Below are 17954 nucleotides of genomic sequence, written 5' to 3'. Positions count from 1 at the left end.
GATGTGGTTGCTGATGGCTTTGACTGTGTGGTGCGTGCGGGAAGCGTGGTAGACGAGTCACTGGCTTGCCGGCCATTGGGACGGCTGCCTTTAATGAATGTTGCCAGTCGTCGATACGTCGAGATGCGCGGTAAGCCGGAGAGTGTGTCGGACCTGTCCGGACACTGGCTGGTAAATTACCAGCCTAATCCGTCCGATCCGCCGGCCGGGTTCGAGTATTGGGATGGCCGTGCCACGGTCTCCGTGCCGATGCGCCACTGTGTCACCGTCAACAACAGTGTCGCCTACAGCGCAGCCTGCCGGGCAGGTTTCGGGATTGCTCAGATACCGCGGGTGTCGACATTTGCGGACCTTGAATCCGGACTGTTGGTAGAAGTCATGACCCGCTACCCACCCGAGCCCTTGCCTATCAATTTGCTGTACCCCCATCGCCGCAACGTTCCGCCACGAGTGCGTTTGTTTGGAGACTGGCTGATTGCAATCGTGCAAGACTCGATGGCGGAGGGGATGCGCATGGAACGGGCTCCGCCAGGCGTCCTTCCAAACGGTTTGGCTATTGACACGGCAGCATCGGGATAGCACAAAGTGAGATCCTCAATCGTTTGACCCGCATGTCATGGGGGACAGGACAACTCAACTGTGTGACCTCCTCCGCGCGGGAGCTTACCGTGATTCGAGCCGACGCAAGCCCGAGCCGATTTACTCACATCAACGCGGCAAGGTCCGCGGCGAGAACTAATGCTATCCCCACAATGGACACCGTGTAGACCAGTGAACGGGTATGCGGGATGCTGGCGATGTACGTGGGAATATAAACCACTCTGGCCCAAAAATAGAGTTCCACGCCCCAGCGAGTCAGCTTTCCATCTGCTCCTATGAGGTGAGCTACGATGACCAGAATCGCGAATAGTGGCATGGTTTCCTGCAAGTTCTTAGCCGCGCGTTCGATTCGTCCCGGTATGCCTGTGTAGGTTGGAGGTGGCGTGTCGCGAGGACCCATTCCCCAAGCCAAGGTATCCTGCGTGCGCTTTGCGATAGTCGCAGCAGCTATCTGGAAGATCGCAAGCACGACGGTCCAGGTCAGCAAGCGGATTTCGATGGGCATTGAAATAACTCCTGTGAATATGTTGGGAAGCGCAGCCGTAAGAGTCAGTCTTGAGCGATCGCTGCTGGGTCAATTCGAATGTTCCAATTAGGTCAGATCTTCTTCCAACTCCTTGATGGCGCGAGACAACGGCGATTGATCGATATGAAGTATCTCCGCCGCTCGGGCGAAATGGACTTCTTCGGCAACGGCGACGCGGCAGCGCAGATGGCGATGTTCCATTGAAGCGATCTCCACTGGCGACAATTAAAGAACCGACTGACGATTCTTCCTTCGACTCATTGGTGAACTTGTGCATCAGTCTGGCGTGTGGCGAACCCACAACTGACAGACTCATTCCGGTGTCAGGAACCCACGTTCACAATTTTCCCGATCCAATTTGGTTCATCTGTAGCTGCTCGAAGCAGGCAGTCGGCACAGTCATCAAAGGAAAGCGGGATAAGTGGCGCGACCCGTGCTGACTGACCTGCCGTATAGCGTCCCTTCGCCGGCTTATCTGCCAATACGACCGGGCGAACGATGACCCACTCCATGTCTGTTTTCTGCGTCATCCGCTCGGCGACCGCCTTGTCAATGATTGCAGCATTGAATATCCGGCTCGATAAGCGGACGACAAGGCGGTTGGGCCATGAGAGCTCGCGCCCATCGCTCAAGCCGATACCACTTTGCATTACGAATCGTCGGACATTCGCATGTTTGCATTCGGTGAGAATGTTGGCGACACCGACTGACATGAGCGTTCCTGGCGAGAGGTTCTTTTCTGGTCCGATGCAGCTGATGACGGCCTCCACGCCGTCAAAAGCACCTGTCAGGCCCCCTGCGGAAAGGACATCTCCTCGGGCGAGGGACAGCCGGTCGGCAGTCGACAGTCGCTCCGGAGAGCGAGCAACGGCCGTTACGAAGTGTCCTTGTGCAAGTGCATGCTTTACCACTCTGCGTCCAGTAGCTCCCGTAGCTCCCACAACCGCTATCTTCATTTCATCACCTCGTTTGCGCCCGTCACGATGATTCGGATCGCGAGCGCCATCCGTCGCTTGTAGTCAGACAGGTCTTCGGTCGCCGACTTGACGCCAGCCGAAGTGTCGAGAAGATGCATCGCCAGTTCCTGCGCGCCGATTCCATGCCGCTTCCATCGAGCGGCCGTGCCGGCCTGCGTCAGGGTATCGGCAATGACTGAGAGCACATCTGCCTCGAAGCGGGAAACGATGCTTTCCTCCTGTGATCGCGCGATCACCAGCAACTCCGCAATGTTGATCTGGGACGAAAGGGCGAGCGAATCTCCGCAAAGAACCTCGAATACGCCCAACAGTGTTTGCTCCACAGTGCCGTTTTGATTGGAGACAAGACGTCTGATCGAAACCAACATCTGCTCTGTCACATATTCCAAGGCCGCACGAAATAACCGCTCCTTGTCGCGGAACTGGAGATAGAGCGTCTGCCGAGATACTTGCGCAGCGGCCGCGACATCCTCCATCGAGGTCTTCCGGTATCCGAACTGGAAGAAAACCTTCACGGCCGCCGCCAAAATCGCTGCCTGTCGTGGCGGCCACGCTGCCTCGCTCGTCTCATGCATTGGCTGCACCTCTTTCAAGCCCGGTTGGCAAGGGGATAGACACTCCCGACAACGCTTCGCTGACACTCCAGAGACGCTCGGCAGTGGCAGGATTCAGAGCCCGCGCGGGAATTCGCAGCTCCGCTGGAGATCCACGCAGTTCCATGCAGCCAGACGGCCCCCAATAAGAACCGTTGTGCGCGCTCGAATCTGTGGCGGCTCTCAGGGAGGGTTGAGCACCTTGTAATGCACTCCCAGCGAGCAGCGGATTGCGTGACAGGCCGCGGAGCCAACCAAGATTGCGCTGCAAGTCGGTCCTGGCCCCGCCAGGATGCGCTGCAAATGCCGAAACGGTGGACTCCGCCGCTGCCAAGCGCCGGGCAAGCTCAAGCGCAAAAACGAGGTTGGCCAGCTTGCTCTGCCCGTATGCGGGCCACTTCGCATAGCGTCGGCGCTGCCATTGCAGATCATCGAAGTCGATATGGCCGAAATGCGCGGCAAGGCTCGAGACCACGACGACGCGGGCCGAACCGGAAGCAATCAGTGTCGGGATGAGTCGGCCGATGAGGGCGAAGTGACCGAGGTGATTCGTTCCGAACTGCAATTCGAAGCCCTGCTTCGTCTGGCCATAAGGCGGCACCATAACGCCTGCGTTGCAGATGAGAATGTCGAGCCGGGTGAACGTCCGTGCGTAGGTGGCAGCGCCTATGGTCACGGCGTCGAGATCGGCAAGGTCAAGCGACAAAGAGTGGAGTTTGGCATCCGGAATTTCGGCTCGGATACGCGCGACAGCCGTGGCGGCCTTATCCAGATCGCGGCACGCCAAAACCGTCTCGGCCCTATGTCGAGCAAGAACACGCGCGGTTTCAAAGCCGATGCCAGAGTTGGCGCCCGTCACCAGCGCGACTCGTCCAGCGAGATCAGGGATGCGGTCTAAAGCCCAGACCATAGGAAGCTCCTTCTGAGAATTACGCGCATTGACGGTCTGCAGAACGTGGGCAAGCGACAAGCCCGCGCCTATTGCAGTTCGTAATATTCGAGGATTCCGGTTCCGTTCTCGATTGGCCTTCCAGCCACCGACAGCGAAACAGGGCTTTGAAAGCGCGTGTAACGAGGTTTTATCCCGAATACGCTGGCGACCAGCTTCGCCGACCAAGGCTGTTCGGCCAAAAGATCGACCGACAGTAGCATCGGCCCTGATATCGAGAAGTTTGATGTCGTGCCATTCGCGGCGTAGCTTATCGACGCCGGAATCGGCCGTTCATGCTTAGCGTCAGGATGCTTGACGAGCGGCCCCTCTAACACGGCGACCTGATCGCCGACCGCGTTGACCTCGATCCCGTCTTCGGTTCCAACGTAGTACAGCCCGATATTCGTGCCCCCGACACTTTTCTTGCCGTGGATCTCATACGTTACGATCCGATGCTGACCGACCGACGCTCGTCCCCACCACCACTTGTCGAGCAGATCGGACGGCGGAACATTTCCCCAATTATGATCGTGGTAGCCCTCGCCGCTCGCGGCCGTCGCCTTCCCGCCGATCGTGAGTGTGCCGGTCACCGTGCCGCTCGGCACGGCGTTCAGCCATGCAAAGTAAGCTGGGCCCGAGTTGAGTTGACCTGTCGCAGCGCGGAACGACGGAAAACGGCGTTTCAGGACAAGATCGACGCCAAGATGCTGTGGGTTATCGGCTGATACTTTGATTGAGTAAGTGTCGAGATCGCCTTCGAACCTGTTCTCGCCAATTTGAACGAAGGTGTGATCTTTTGCAAAGACCCCCGGCTCATCAAACTTTGTGTTCAATGTCCGGTGCTTACCATCGGGGGTCGTCAGCTCCAGGCTTACCCCTCGCTTGTGATCCTCTGCGAAGTTATCAGAGAAAACTACAACCACGGCCGTCCCATCTTCCATCAGAGCATCGAAGTACCACCATTCGAAGCTCTTCTCGTCCGGAGCGGTTCGGCGACCATCTTCCCACCGCTGTACCTTGCCGGGAGTAAGCCCGAGGCTGCGGTAATCCGAAGCGGAGGTACGCAGGTGCAAGGGCTCACGCGAAGCCCCACTACAAGACGCTACGAATAGGGCGACTAGTGCCACTGCCGCGCTGTATATGGTGCGTCCGGTCATAACTTGCTTTCGCCTCAGAAGTGCTTATACGAACTTTACATCTTTGGCATATATTGTCAAGCTCGTACACCACCGGTGCAATTGCAGGTAGTAGACGGTCCTCATTCGATCCCTGGTTCACGGCGGCTCCCGAACTCCCAAGACGCGTTAAATGGAAATCCGCTCCACTTTGTCGAGCGAGGAACGGCTCGCCATGGTCAGCGCGTGTTCGAGCGTGCCTGCGTTCTTCAAGTAAGCAGTAGTGCTGGTCGCACGAATAATGCGATTGCCGATTCCGGGTCTTCGCTACAAAGTGGATTCTGGACAAGGCAGGCCAAGGACTCCAGCGCGCGTTTTGCATCCTTATGATCGCGGTCGCTCTGAAATGGTTGTTCTTGAATGAATCGGGCCAGGACGGGGAAATACGCACCCCGCGGCCATACTTCGATTCAGAGAAGCCGCGGAGCAATTTAAGGCTGGATCGAGAAGCGTGTGATTGGAGAACGCGACATATCTGTTGAAGGTGGTCCTTGATCCAGAGACGGCAATACACGAGGCGCGCCGTCTCATGCTTGGCCAGTTCTACGACGTCATCTCAGCGGCGCGCAGCGTCAGTTACCCGGCTGCTCTTCCGACTCTGGCACAGGAATGTCCGTTACTTCGAAATTGGTACCAATCACTTTGATGTCGGTTCTTGACACAAGTCTACAACGGCCGCCTTGACGGGCTTACGCATTGGCTTCGATAGGAGGTGAAATAGGGTTCCACAAAGCAGGAGGGAGTGTGTCAGTCATGACATCTCGCGGCCGAAATCACAAAGCACGCGCAATCATGGAGCCAAGCAAGGTAAGCGCTATATGCTGCCGAGCATGAGCGCTCACCTTGCTCGCCTCCGTCACGACTTGCGTGCCGCACTAATGGCTGAATCGGGAACGGGCGCGCGCAAGTACAGGGCGAGCATGATCTTCAGTTCGCGCCGCAACTCGTATCCGAATAATTCCACAGTGTAAGTGATGGACCGGTGGATCAGTGCCTCAACGGTCGATTCGAGCACAAATGCCGCCAGATGGATGTTGGGACGAGTGACAGGTTCGCCGCAGACGTTCAATGCCTGCTCGATGAGATCCGTTAATGCAAGTGATACCCGCTTCAGGTGGCGCAGCCGGCTGACCCTGCCCATCTGCTCGAGCAGAACGCGTTGTAGAGCTACATTTTCTGCATATGCATTTGCCGATGTGTCCACCAACACATCAACGAGGGCATCGATTCCCTTGCCCTCAACTACCTGGAATGCCTTGCCGTACAAGTCCATCAGATGCTCACAATGGCACTTGATCAGCTTCGCGACCAACGCTTCTTTGCTAGTGAAATACTCATAGAGCGTGCCGATACTGACACCGGCCGCATCGGCAATGCGTGTGGTGCTGGTCACTTCGAACCCATCTCGCGCAAACAACGTCTTAGCGGCTTCGAGTATAGCGTCGACAGTCATGACAGAGCGACTCTGCCGAGGCCGACGCCTGATCGCTATTTGTGAAGTTACGCGCCCATTTTTGCCGAACGTCACGACTGTCTCCTATTGTTTAATCATGTTTTACCCGTGACCGCATATCGTCGCTGTTGACAGCAGTCCGTCCTGGATATCGATTCTAGTCTCACCAAATGCGGATATGTGTGGATTGCGCGGGATGACTCGCCGATACCCGAGCAGTTCCGAAGCACCCCTGGAAAACCAGCCGAGAGGCAATCCGCATAAGGCTCCAGGAAATTCAGCGAATCCGAATGGCGTGGCAGTGGGCCGACCCAATATGATGTTCCGTAGAAACTTCCATATAAACGAGGGGACATGACTGGAACCATGATGAAAGTGCCGCTACGTGTGATCGATCTGTTACGTCACGCGAACCGCAATCACCCGCGGGTGGAAGTTGTCAGCCGTCGGGTTGAGGGCGATATCCAGCGCTACACCTATGCCGACGCGTATCGGCGCGTGTGCCAGCTTGCACGGGCGCTGGATCGTCTAGGCGTCGGCAAGGATGCCAGGGTTGGAACCATCGCCTGGAATGGCTATCGGCATCTGGAGCTCTATTACGCATGTGCTGGACTCGGCGCAGTCTGCCACACGCTGAATCCCCGCTTGCTTACCGAACAGCTAACGTGGATCGCCCGACATGCAGCGGACGAGATCTTGTTTTTTGACGCGACGTTTTTGCCGCTGGTGGAAGAGTTGCGTCCGCAACTGCCAGGCGTGCGGCATTGGGTGCTGATGGGAGATCAAGAAAGCACTATGGGACGTGACGCGGCCGCAAAGATCACTGGATTGCTTTTCCACGAGAACCTAATAGCTGGCGAGCTGGCCGATGACCTGGAATGGCCAAACTTTGAAGAAAGCCAGATTTGCGGCCAATGCTATACATCAGGCACGACCGGCGACCCGAAAGGCGTGTGCTATTCGAATCGCTCGACCGTACTGCATGCGTACGCGGCCGCCCTGCCCGATTCGCTCGGCTTGTCTGCACGGGACACCGTCATGCCGGTCGTCCCGATGTTCCACGTCAACGCATGGGGGTTACCCTATGCGGCACCAATGGTCGGCGCGAAGCTCGTGTTGCCGGGGCCTGCGCTCGACGCGCAGAGTCTGTACGACCTTTGCGAGGCAGAGCGCGTCACGATCGCTGCGGGTGTCCCGACCATCTGGCTCGGCGTCCTCGATCATCTGCGCTCCAGCGGCGCTGCGTTTGGATCATTGGAGCGGATCGTCATTGGGGGCTCCGCTGCCAGCGAGGCGACGATTCGCGAATTCGAGAGCGTCCACCGGGTCCGTGTCATTCACGCTTGGGGAATGACCGAAGCCAGCCCCGTCGGCGCGATCAATCAGTTCAAGCCGGTACACGACGCGCTTGATGCAGACGCTCGACATCGACTGCAGACGAAGCAGGGACGCGAGCCGTTCGGTATCGAGATGCGCATCGAGACAGAGAGCGGCGAGCCGGCACCTCGAGATGGCTTGACGCCGGGGCGGCTGTTGGTAAGAGGGCCGTGGGTGGTCGGCACTTATGCGGGCGGTCTGGACGGCGAACGTGATGACGGCTGGTTCGATACCGGCGACGTGGCAACGATCGATTCGGAAGGGTACATGGCGATCGTTGATCGAACTAAGGACGTCATCAAATCCGGAGGTGAATGGATCAGCTCGATCGAGCTCGAGAATACCGCGATGGGACACCCCGCGATTCAGGAGGTCGCCGTGATTGGACGGCCTCATCAAAAATGGATCGAGCGTCCTCTGATGATCTGTGTGCTTCGACCCGGACAGCAGGTGTCGGCGACCGAATTGTCGTCTTGGCTAGGCGAACGCGTCGCTCGATGGTGGTTGCCCGACGCGATCGAGTTCGTCGACAACTTGCCGCACGGTGCCACTGGCAAGCTGCTCAAGTCGCGTCTGCGCGAGCAATTTGCTCACATCCGGTTCGATCAAGTTTCTTCTTGCATGGAGAGTCATTCATGAGCTCGGTATTCAGAGCGAATTTGCTGGACGGTCAACATGCCGTCATCACGGGAGCGGGTAGTGGCATCAACAAGCGGATTGCGGAGCGTTTCGCTGTGCAGGGCGCGAGCATCTCGATCGTCGGCCGTAACGTGGAGAAATGCGAAGCGGCCGCAGCGGCGATCCGTGAGCTTGGCGGCAAGGCCGGGGGCTTCGCGGCCGATGTGCGTCATGTGGACGAACTAGCCGTCGCCTTTCATGACGCGCAGGCACGGTTCGGACCCGTCGATATCTGCATTGCCGGCGCTGCGGGAAACTTTGTTGCCGAGGCGGCGACGATGTCCAGCAACGGTTTTCGTACGGTGATCGATATTGATCTAATCGGAACCTTCAATACGTTTCGCACGGCGCTGCCGTTGTTGACCCCGGGGCGTGCGAATCTGCTGGCCATTTCCGCAGTGCAGTCAGTATTGCCGACGGCGGCGCAAGCACATGTGTGTGCAGCGAAGGCAGGGATCGACATGCTGATCCGCACGCTGTCGATCGAATGGGCTAGCCGCGGCGTGCGTTGCAATGCGATCGCGCCGGGGCCGGTCACCGATACCGAAGGAATGAAACGTCTCGCGCCCGACGGCGAGGCGAGTTGGGCGCGCCTGCTCGCCGGGATTCCGATGCGTCGTGCGGCGGAGCGCGACGAAATCGCGGACCTGGCGCTGTTCCTTTGCAGTGGCGCTGCCAGCTACATCAATGGAACGGTGATCGCGATCGACGGTGGGCAATCAAACCTCGGATCGCTGCTATTTGGCGACATGCTGGTCGATTCGCTCCGGGCGGCATGAAGCGTATTTCGCCGAACATCCGCGGACGTTTGCGAATCACGTGAACTCAGGGCGAGATCGCTCCGCATAACGACAATTCATGAGGAGACGACATGACAACGATCAAATCTTATCTCTGGATCGATGCGGCAGGCCGCCATCGTCGAAGCATTCCACTGGCAGGGGCGTTGGCCGTTCGAGGCGTGGTGCGGGTCGTCCGCAGGATGACTATCGGCATGTCGCCCGAGCACTAAAGAACGAAGGTTGCATCGTCTGTGTGGCTGGACGCCACGGACGCGGTCAGTCGGCGCCGGATTACAACGTGCTGGGCGATTTCGATACTTGCGGACTTAAAGTGCTCGCCGTCAACCTCTCCACTTACACACCAATGACCTCGGCGTGATCGACAGCGATTGGTATGTGATTTGGGTCTGCGCAAGCATTGCGGAATCCGTCTTCGATATGGATCCAGACATGACCGGCGTGGATGTCGATCGCCTGTCGCATGATTTGCTGTTTATCTGCAACACGGGATTGGAAGCTGGAGACGTCACCGCGCCGGCGCGATCACGCTGAATCTGCTCGTATGGCCATTTGTGAACGCCAATTGCGAATTTGCAATGCCTCGCGCGCAGATTGTTCTCACGCGGGCTTAGATGCTAGGAAGGCGTCAGGTCTGTAGTGGACATTGCGGAGATCCTGTCCAGTCATCCGCGAATGCGAAGACGAATATAAAACGTCGTGTTGTCCAGTAGATTCAATAGCCAGCCTGTTATAAAAGCGCCAAATACCAAATGGCGAAAAGGAGACAATCAAGATGAAAATTATTTCGGATAACAAATCACTTAGGCGGTGTGCGATCGTTGCCATACTTCTGGGTGGCCAGGAAGGTCTCGCGCAAGCGCAAAGTAGCGTCACGCTCTATGGGGTCGTTGATGCAGGTCTGTTATACACCAGCAAGTCCTTAAATCCTGCGACGGGCGGAAACGCTGGACATCAGTTCTCCTTGCTCGACAGCGGTTCATCTGCATCGCGATTCGGCATCAGGGGAGCCGAGGACCTTGGGGGGGGTGTAAAGGCAATTTTCGATCTGGAGAGTGGCATCAGCACGGCCAACGGCGGCTTTAATAATTCTAATGGCAACTTCTTCGGCCGTCAGGCGTGGGTCGGTGTCACTGGCGATTTCGGTACGGTGCAGGCAGGGCTGCAATACTCGCCGTTCGCTCTGTCGCTCATCAACACTGACGCGCGCGACGCATCGTACTTCGGCAGTGGTGCTGCAATCTACATCGGTAGTGTTCTGACAACTGGCCTGTTCAATCCGAACGCGATCTCTTATACGAGTCCGGTTCTCGCGGGTTTCCAAGGCAGCGTCATGATGGCCCTCGGTGGTCAAGCGGGTGACTTCCAGGCAGGGCGACAATACAGCGCCCGGCTGAAGTACAAGTTCGACGGGCTGGTGATCGACGCGGCACTTTATAGTGGTAATGCGGGCGGAACAGCCGCCACGATTCCCGTCCCGAGTGCTATCGCGTTTACGGGTCGAACGATCGGTGCGATATATCAGTTCGGCCAGATGACGCTCAAGGCATCCTTCGTCAATTATAAGGTCGCGGGCTCGTTTGATAGCCGTATTTACGACGGCGGCTTCAGCTATCTCATTACGCCTGCAATAAAAGTCGACGCCGGCGTCTGGTACACCAGTGACGGCAACAACACCGCGAATCATTCGATCATGGCAGCGACTGGTGCGCAGTACTACCTTTCCAAGCAGACGGCACTTTATGGGCAGATTGCCTTCGTCAACAATCGCGGCGCGATGGATACAGGCTTGTCCATCAACGACGCGTTGCACGAAGGACCGGGTTCGACAACTGGAGTCAACGTAGGTATCCGTCATTCGTTTTAAAGATGGCCGGCATGGCGGAAACAACGTACGACAACATCTGTATGGCGAATTCATCTCATATCGCGACGATAGCGATTTTGATTGCTCACGACTGCGTGGGAGATGACGAGTCAATGGAAAAACGAGGCAACTTATGTCGATAAAATTCCAGCACATCACATGGGCCGCATTGGCGGTGACACTGATCCTTTCGGCCTGTGGGGGCGACGTCCACGTTACTCCCTCTACGCCAACCGCCGAGGGCTCGTTGCTAAATAGCCCTCCACCGCGCACTGCGTCACTGACAGCTTCGGCCCTCACTGCGACTCTGCAATCGAGCCAGTATGGCCAAACCCTGCTACGAATGGCGGGCGGCACGCTCGCGTGTGGCGTCGATGTCAACTACATACAGTACGCCACCGTGGGCGGCGCCAGGGAAGCTACGACCGCCTCTGGAGTGTTGATGGTGCCCACCGGCAGTGGGCCGAATTGCACCGGGACGCGCCCGGTCGTCGAATACGCGCATGGCACAAGCGTTGCCCGAAGCTATAATCTCGCCAGTACCGATCCCACTAATCAGGCCTACAGCGATTCGCTCTATCTTGCGACCTTGTACGCTGCGCAGGGCTATGTCGTTGTCGCGCCCAATTACGCAGGTTACGACAGTTCGACGCTTAACTACCATCCGTACTTGAACGCCGACCAGCAGTCGAAAGACATGATCGATGCGCTGAGCGCTGCCAAGACCGCGTTGCCGCAGCTTACTTCGCCCACCAAGGCGAGCGGCAAGCTATTTGTAACCGGCTATTCAGCAGGCGCCTACGCGGCAATGGCCACCGCTCGCGCCATGCAGGCGGCTGGCATACCGGTCACTGCCTCCGCGTTTCTGTCCGGCCCTTACGTGCCGGCATCATTCGGAGACGCCATATTTTACGGCGAGGTGAACATAGGGAGTACCGAGATTATCCCCCTGATACTCACGAGCTATCAGAAGGCGTACGGCAACATCTACTCGTCACCTGCGGATGTCTACGAAAGCGCCTACGCAAGTGGAATCGAAACGCTACTGCCGGGGCCATATAACGACACGACAATCTTCCCAAGCGGAAAGCTACCGGCTACCGCCCTATTCAGCAGCACGCCACCAGTTGGGCCGGCCGCACTGCAGCCAACGCTGGACGCAATCTCGCCGCCGACGGGAACCGGCGCCACCGATGCCCTGTTCGCTCTTGGCTTCGGCCCGAACAACCTGATCCTGAACAGTTTTCGTCTCAGCTACCTGCTCGACGCGTTCTCTAACCCGGACGGCGTGGTGCCGGCGCTCACGACCGGGGAGCCGTCCGCTTCTCCGCAGAACCCGTTACGCATCGCGTTCAAGAAAAACGACCTGCGCGGCTGGACGCCGACCTCGCCCGTACTATTGTGCGGAGGCCATAATGACCCGACCGTGTTCTTCAGCCTCAATACCGGTTTAATGAAGCAGCAATGGGCTGGCCTTGGTTCGCTCGTAACGGAACTCGACGTCGACTCCGCGCCCGACGGGGACGGTTTCGACACGGCGCGGCAGATTTTCATGGGCGCTGAGGCCGCAGCAGTGGCCAGCGGTGGGAGCACCGCGGTGATAGAGACCTATCACACCACGCTGGCGGCCGAGGCGTGCGGCTCCGCCGCCGCCACCTTCTTCACTCATCAAGGGAACTAACAGAGGCCATCTCAGTAGAAGGCAACAGACGCTCTGTTGCAACTCTTCTCGCGTACCCACATCGACGCTTCCAGAATGCCCAACAGCTCGCGCGCAGCGTGACGGCATAAGTGGGATGGACAAACATACCGCGCTGCTCTTCATGGCCCTTGGGCATTATTTGGAAACGGATTCACGATAGCGCCTCACGTGGGTTTTCTGCCGGGCAGTTGGTGACTAGGATCGACCATTCAGATCACACGGCGCTTCACCCGAAAGCCATCGTTTGTTCACGTTTCGAAGCAAGTGAAGCGTTGCGCAAGGGCATTTTTTCGGACGCACACGATCATCATCGACCTGGCCGACCCCGGAGCCGCCGCGAAGCTCATTAACGACGCCTATGCTGTCGTCGGCAGCCTGGACCCCATCTGCTTCAACGCCGGCATCCCACGGACGCCGCATCGAAAAAAAAGAGACATTCGACGCTGTCGCGCTCGTAGGAACGATGAGCTGACGCGCAGCGACTATTCTTGAGCAAGCCGTCTGGCGCCCTCTCGCCGCCGACGCGAGACAAGCTCGCTTTCGATGCGGCGCAACGTCGCCGTGAGTTCGTAGATATTGGCAGGGTCGTCCTCGATTCCTTGCAATAACCGATGCCATTCCTCGCCGAGCCGTCGGCGGCTCTCGCGTGCAAGGTCCGTCGGATAGAGGCTTACCCGCCGAGCATCGTTCGTGTGAGCCTCGCGACTTACCAGCCCCCTTTCCTCGAGGCCGCGCAGGACCCTGCTGAAGTTGCTGGAGGTAAGAAGCGTGGCCTCAGCCGCCGCGCGCGCGGAGGCGCCGGGGTTGCGACTGATAAACCGCAAGACGCTGCTCTCGATGGGCGTGCATGTTCCAATCGACTGATCGCCCGGTAGCTGGATCAGTCGCCCGACCGCGAGGATCAGCTCCGCGAGATCGGAAAGGTCGGCAGTGTCGTCGTTCACGAGAACGTTATTCCCCTATTGAGTAATAGCTATCATAAGATAGCTATCTTATGATAGCTTACACCTCATTGCACCATGTAGAGAACCATCTCCATGGATATCAACCACGCTGTGGTCCTCGTGACCTGATCCGGACGAGCGCCGAACAGGCCGATCTGGTCCCTGAGAAGTTCGGGGGCACCCTGTAGGAGAAAGCCCATGATGTGAACATCCGGGCTCGGGGAAGGCCACTCTTCAGGTTCGCCAGCCGGCGGACATACAGGAGATTTGGATATGCGTTTCGACCAGAAGATCGCAGTCGTTACTGGGGCAAGCAAAGGCATTGGTAAGGCTGTCGCTACTCGACTCGCAAGAGAGGGCGCGACGGTTATAGTCAATTACGCTCATAGCTCTCTGGCTGCTGACGCTCTCGTCTCGGAACTGAGCGAGCAAGGACTCAATGCCACCGCATTTCGGGCGGACGTGAGCAAAGCGGCGGAGCGGCTAGCGCTTATAGATCACGTAATACAGACGTGCGGTCGCATAGACATCCTGGTGAGTAACGCCGGGATTGATCACTTCGGAAAATTAGAAGAAATCAGCGAGGAGGACTTCTCGCGCGTATTTTCACTCAATGTTGCCGGACAACTCTTCGTCACCCAGGCCGCAGTCCCTCACATGACGTCAGGTGGCCGCATCGTGCTGACCTCGTCGATCAGCGCTCGCCATTCGGTCTTCCATCATACGCTCTACGCCGCAAGCAAAGCCGCGGTTTCCGCGATGGTTCTCAACCTCGCACCGGAACTTGGATTGCGCGGGATCAACATCAACGCTGTAGCGCCGGGAGGCACAGAAACGGACATGGCAAAGGAGACGGGCAAGCTCTACGTCCGTCCAGCCTTAGAAGGGGTGCCGTTCGATGTCCTAATGAAGGCCTCGTCGGCTCTGCAGCGTATGGCTCGACCGGAGGAGATCGCTGGCGCTGTCGCATTCCTTGTTTCCGAGGACGCGTCTTATGTCACGGGCAGCACGCTTGCGGTCGACGGGGGGGAGTATTGAACCGCTCCGCGTCGATGTCGGCTCCGGTCTAATGCTCTTCAACGTCGCCATTCCGAATGAAACCTGGTCTCGCGAACAAATGGTCGCGAACGGCGCCTATACTGCCGAACGCGCGGACAAGGCTGTTGCGGAAGGTTACATCGGCGATGGCTCCCAACGATGACCAGCCGCCCACATTGCAGACGTCGCTCGCCTTTACGTATTGGCGCTGAAAATGGGTCAGCGCGGCGCGCGCTACCACGCGGTCGCCGAAGAGGGCATCCCTACGAAGACATCGCGGAAACCATCAGCCGAACTCTGAAGCTGCCTGTGGACTCGATATCGATCGAGGCAGCCGCCCCTCATTTCGGACCACTGTCCGTATTTTCCGGCCGCGATACGCCAGCGTCCAGTGCTCGCACCCGATAATGGCTCAGGTGCGAACCTACCTGTCCCGAACTGATCCAGGACCTTGAACAGACGCGTTAACGAGCTGCGTTGTCGCAGCTCTGTCCCCAAGGAGAAAATCGATATGAATGTTCTTATCATTGGTGCGGCCGGCAAGACAGGGGCGATAGTCGTCAAGCGGGCCGTGGCGGCCGGGCACGTTGTGACCGCGTTCGTTCGCGATGCAGCGACGTATGGCGCGCCCGCGAACGTTCGCGTCGTCGCGGGAGATGCGACCGATCAAGCGAGCCTGGACAAAGCGATGGCCGGGCAGGATGCCGTGATCGACACGATCGGCGGGAAGACGCCCTACCGCAAGACGGCGCTGGAGCGCAGCGTCGCCGGCGCGGTCGTCGCAGCGATGAAGGCGAACGGTGCGAAACGCATCATCGTCATCAGCTCGTTCGGCGTCGGCGACTCGGCCGACCAGGTGGGCTGGTTCGTAGAGCACGTGATTGTGCCGACGTGGCTGCGCGGCTCGACCCAAGACAAGGCTGCGACGGAAGCGGTCGTCCGCGCGAGCGACATTGCCTTCGTCATCGTCCGTCCCGCGATGCTCACCGACGACGACGCCACTGGAAACGTAAAGGTCTTTCAGGGACACGACACTGCCCACAAGATCACCCGGGCAGACGTGGCGCAATTCTGCGTTGATCAGCTGACGAGCGACGAACACGTCGGCGGCGCGGTGACGATCGCCAACTCGTGACGGAGCGTCGCACCATGGTCGCAGAGGGGTGTGTAGCTTATGTCGACGACACCGACACCATCCGGTCCTTACGGATCTGACGGACTTCCATGTCGGCAGCCTCGGCTGCCGACATGGTGCGCTACCAGGCGCACGATCCGCTCGCCATCGGGTGCGGACAGGGTCTCGTCCGGCCGCTATCCTCTGGACCACCCCGACGATCGACGGGTCTTCGAGGAAGGCGGCGATGGCGGGCCGAGTGCGGTGCGCAGCATGCGCGCACCGCGGGAGAAGGCCTCGGAATGAAGCGGTGTGACCGCCACGTTCGTCCCCGTCATTGGCCAAAATAGCCCGGCTGCGCGAGGTCGGCGAGCAGGGTCGGCCCAGTAGGCTTCCAGCCGGTAAGCTCGCGCGTGCGGGCGCTAGACACGGGTGCGTCGGCCCCGACGAAACTGGCGAGCCAGCTGAAATGCTCGCGCGGGCGCGATTCGACGGGCAGGTCGAGCGCGCGTCCGATCGCCTCGGCGATTGCGCGGAAGGCGACCCCCTCCTCTGCGCATGCATGGTAAGCGCGCGCCGGCGCCCGCGCTTCCAGCGCCAAGCGATAGAGCCGCCCCGCGTCCGACACGTGCACCGCGGGCCAGCGGTTGGCGCCGTCGCCGATATAGGCTGACACGCCCTTCTCGCGCGCGAGCTTCGCCAGGAACGACATTAAAGCGAGGTCGCCGATCCCGTGCACCGTGGTGGCGAGCCGAACCGCACCGACCCGAACGCCACGCTCGGCGAGTGCCGACGCTGCCGCCTCGCTCTTCCGGGGATAGTTGGGATTGGAGAGTGGCGGCATGTCCTCCTCCGTCGCGACCCGGCCGGGGGCGAGCGACGCCAACCCTGTGGTGACGAGGATCGGCTTATCCGTCCCGAGCAGCGCCTCGCCCATCGCCTCGATCGCGCGCCGATCCTGCTCGCTGTTCTCAGCGTACTTCGAGAAGTCGTGATTGAAAGCGAGATGGATCACCGCGTCGGCGTTGCCGGCCGCCTCGGCAAGCCGGTCGAGGTCGTCGAGCGTGCAGCGCAGCACTTCCGCGCCCTTCGCGGCAAGCCGGACCGCCTTCTCCTCCGAGCGCGACAGGCCAAGCACTTGGTGCCCGGCGCCCAGTAATTCGTCCACCACCACGCTGCCCACCCAACCGGTGGCACCCGTTACAAAAATGCGCATCGCAAAACCTCCTGATTATTGGCTGGCATTGTCGGAGGTCGAATAAGTGGTGTAAAGTTAAGAGATTATCCAGGTATAAAATATAATAGGATTCCCACTTATGCCCGCCAACGGTTCGCTCGGCGCTTATCTACGCGAACGGCGCGCGCGACTTGATCCGGCGGCTCTTGGCTATGTCGGTGGCCGGCGGCGCACACCCGGGCTTCGGCGCGAGGAATTGGCGCAGCGCGCGGGAATCAGCGCGACCTGGTACAGCTGGCTGGAGCAAGGGCGCGGCGGGCCGCCCTCCGCCCACGCACTTGATCGGCTGGCTGAGGCCTTGATGCTGACCGCGGTGGAGCGAGAGCACCTGTACCTGCTTGCGCTCGGCCGACCGCCAGAGGTCCGCTATCAGCCGCCGGGCGGGGTGACCCCGCGTCTGCAGTATGTGCTTGAGGCGCTGGATGCCTGCCCCGCGATGATCCGCACCGCGACCTGGGACGTGGTCGCCTGGAATCGGGCGGCCGCTGCCGTGTTCACCGACTATGGCGCGCGGCCATCGGCAGAACGCAACGTACTCCGCCAGATCTTCCTCGATCCCGGGGCGCGCACGTTCAATTTCAACTGGGAGGGCGTCGCACGCTTCGTTGTCGGCGTGTTCCGCGGCGACGCCGCCCGCGCCGGCGCGGCTGCCACCGTACAGCCGCTGGTGGACGAGTTGTGCGCGAAGAGCCCCGACTTCGCAACAATGTGGCACGAGAGCACGGTCAAAAGCACCTGCGAGGAAGTGCGGCGCTTGCGTCACCCTGAACTCGGCGAGATCGCGCTGGAGTTTTCAACATTTGGGGTCGACGGCCGGACGGACCTCGCCATGTTGATCTTCACGCCCGTCTCGGTCGACGACGCTGCCCGGATCAGGGCGCTCGCCGCTGCTCACGCCGGATAGGGGCGCCACTTGCCGCGCAGCAGCGCTGACTTAAGGCA

At 59.2% G+C, this 17954-nt stretch carries 19 protein-coding genes and 1 pseudogene; 11 read left to right on the top strand and 9 right to left on the bottom strand.

The window, feature by feature from the left end; translation table 11 throughout:
- Window positions 1-579 (top strand): LysR substrate-binding domain-containing protein (locus ACSQ36_RS45650; RefSeq protein ID WP_436187401.1); only part of this gene is annotated, 579 nt, incomplete at its 5' end.
- Window positions 580-703: 124 nt separating this feature from the next.
- On the opposite strand, the gene ACSQ36_RS45645 is transcribed toward ACSQ36_RS45650, so the two are convergent.
- From ACSQ36_RS45645 to ACSQ36_RS45615, 7 genes and pseudogenes are all read right to left on the bottom strand, one after another.
- The gene (locus tag ACSQ36_RS45645; RefSeq protein WP_436187400.1) at window positions 704-1105 is read right to left on the bottom strand and encodes an MAPEG family protein; all 402 of its coding nucleotides are present in this window, start codon (window positions 1103-1105) and stop codon (window positions 704-706) included.
- 93 nt (window positions 1106-1198) lie between these two features.
- Window positions 1199-1327: pseudogene (locus ACSQ36_RS45640) on the bottom strand (LysR family transcriptional regulator); the annotation flags it as partial.
- Window positions 1328-1449: 122 nt separating this feature from the next.
- Window positions 1450-2082, bottom strand: a complete 633-nt coding sequence (locus tag ACSQ36_RS45635) for an NAD(P)-dependent oxidoreductase (protein ID WP_436187399.1) — start codon at window positions 2080-2082, stop codon at window positions 1450-1452.
- Window positions 2079-2687 carry a TetR/AcrR family transcriptional regulator gene (locus ACSQ36_RS45630; protein ID WP_436187404.1) on the bottom strand — a complete coding sequence of 203 codons (609 nt, stop codon included), beginning with the start codon at window positions 2685-2687 and terminating at the stop codon, window positions 2079-2081. The genes ACSQ36_RS45635 and ACSQ36_RS45630 overlap by 4 nt, the downstream gene beginning before the upstream one ends.
- Window positions 2671-3606: an oxidoreductase gene (locus ACSQ36_RS45625; RefSeq protein ID WP_436187398.1), complete on the bottom strand. Its 936-nt coding sequence runs from the start codon at window positions 3604-3606 to the stop codon at window positions 2671-2673. Before ACSQ36_RS45625 ends, ACSQ36_RS45630 begins: the two co-directional genes overlap by 17 nt.
- 68 nt (window positions 3607-3674) lie before the next feature.
- A complete protein-coding gene (locus ACSQ36_RS45620; RefSeq protein WP_436187397.1) occupies window positions 3675-4700 on the bottom strand; it encodes a hypothetical protein in 1026 nt (341 codons plus the stop codon).
- 958 nt (window positions 4701-5658) lie between these two features.
- On the bottom strand, window positions 5659-6255 hold the full coding sequence (locus ACSQ36_RS45615; RefSeq protein WP_436187396.1) for a TetR/AcrR family transcriptional regulator: 597 nt from the start codon (window positions 6253-6255) through the stop codon (window positions 5659-5661).
- A 354-nt stretch (window positions 6256-6609) separates the two neighbouring features.
- Between ACSQ36_RS45615 and ACSQ36_RS45610 the strand changes: the two genes are divergently transcribed.
- The 6 genes from ACSQ36_RS45610 to ACSQ36_RS45585 all read left to right on the top strand — a co-directional run bounded on the left by ACSQ36_RS45610 (window position 6610) and on the right by ACSQ36_RS45585 (window position 12658).
- Complete coding sequence (locus ACSQ36_RS45610; protein WP_436187395.1) at window positions 6610-8271, top strand: long-chain-fatty-acid--CoA ligase; 1662 nt, start codon at window positions 6610-6612, stop codon at window positions 8269-8271.
- On the top strand, window positions 8268-9089 hold the full coding sequence (locus tag ACSQ36_RS45605) for an SDR family oxidoreductase (protein ID WP_436187394.1): 822 nt from the start codon (window positions 8268-8270) through the stop codon (window positions 9087-9089). The genes ACSQ36_RS45610 and ACSQ36_RS45605 overlap by 4 nt, the downstream gene beginning before the upstream one ends.
- Window positions 9090-9181: 92 nt before the next feature.
- A complete protein-coding gene (locus ACSQ36_RS45600) occupies window positions 9182-9322 on the top strand; it encodes a hypothetical protein (protein ID WP_436187393.1) in 141 nt (46 codons plus the stop codon).
- A 145-nt stretch (window positions 9323-9467) separates the two neighbouring features.
- Entirely contained in the window at window positions 9468-9644 is a 177-nt protein-coding gene (locus ACSQ36_RS45595) for a hypothetical protein (protein ID WP_436187392.1), read from the top strand.
- Window positions 9645-9885: 241 nt separating this feature from the next.
- Window positions 9886-10977 carry a porin gene (locus tag ACSQ36_RS45590; protein ID WP_436187391.1) on the top strand — a complete coding sequence of 364 codons (1092 nt, stop codon included), beginning with the start codon at window positions 9886-9888 and terminating at the stop codon, window positions 10975-10977.
- A gap of 133 nt (window positions 10978-11110) precedes the next feature.
- Complete coding sequence (locus ACSQ36_RS45585; RefSeq protein ID WP_436187390.1) at window positions 11111-12658, top strand: alpha/beta hydrolase family protein; 1548 nt, start codon at window positions 11111-11113, stop codon at window positions 12656-12658.
- A gap of 503 nt (window positions 12659-13161) precedes the next feature.
- On the opposite strand, the gene ACSQ36_RS45580 is transcribed toward ACSQ36_RS45585, so the two are convergent.
- On the bottom strand, window positions 13162-13623 hold the full coding sequence (locus ACSQ36_RS45580) for a MarR family winged helix-turn-helix transcriptional regulator (RefSeq protein ID WP_436187389.1): 462 nt from the start codon (window positions 13621-13623) through the stop codon (window positions 13162-13164).
- 273 nt (window positions 13624-13896) lie between these two features.
- Here ACSQ36_RS45580 and ACSQ36_RS45575 point away from each other — a divergent pair, with 273 nt between their 5' ends.
- The 3 genes from ACSQ36_RS45575 to ACSQ36_RS45565 all read left to right on the top strand — a co-directional run bounded on the left by ACSQ36_RS45575 (window position 13897) and on the right by ACSQ36_RS45565 (window position 15796).
- Window positions 13897-14661 carry an SDR family NAD(P)-dependent oxidoreductase gene (locus ACSQ36_RS45575; RefSeq protein WP_436187388.1) on the top strand — a complete coding sequence of 255 codons (765 nt, stop codon included), beginning with the start codon at window positions 13897-13899 and terminating at the stop codon, window positions 14659-14661.
- A gap of 31 nt (window positions 14662-14692) precedes the next feature.
- Window positions 14693-14824 (top strand): hypothetical protein, encoded by a 132-nt coding sequence (locus ACSQ36_RS45570; protein WP_436187387.1) that lies wholly within the window; start codon window positions 14693-14695, stop codon window positions 14822-14824.
- A 348-nt stretch (window positions 14825-15172) separates the two neighbouring features.
- Entirely contained in the window at window positions 15173-15796 is a 624-nt protein-coding gene (locus ACSQ36_RS45565; protein ID WP_436187386.1) for an NAD(P)-dependent oxidoreductase, read from the top strand.
- 313 nt (window positions 15797-16109) lie between these two features.
- Here ACSQ36_RS45565 and ACSQ36_RS45560 read toward each other — a convergent pair whose 3' ends face one another.
- On the bottom strand, window positions 16110-16991 hold the full coding sequence (locus ACSQ36_RS45560; RefSeq protein ID WP_436187385.1) for an SDR family oxidoreductase: 882 nt from the start codon (window positions 16989-16991) through the stop codon (window positions 16110-16112).
- 100 nt (window positions 16992-17091) lie between these two features.
- On the opposite strand from ACSQ36_RS45560, the gene ACSQ36_RS45555 reads away from it, so the two are divergent.
- Entirely contained in the window at window positions 17092-17916 is an 825-nt protein-coding gene (locus ACSQ36_RS45555) for a helix-turn-helix transcriptional regulator (protein ID WP_436187384.1), read from the top strand.
- Window positions 17917-17954: the final 38 nt, after the last annotated feature.

Source organism: Caballeronia sp. LjRoot34 (assembly GCF_964253815.1).
Classification (GTDB): Bacteria; Pseudomonadota; Gammaproteobacteria; order Burkholderiales; family Burkholderiaceae; genus Caballeronia.
This window is presented reverse-complemented; position numbering and strand designations above follow the sequence as displayed.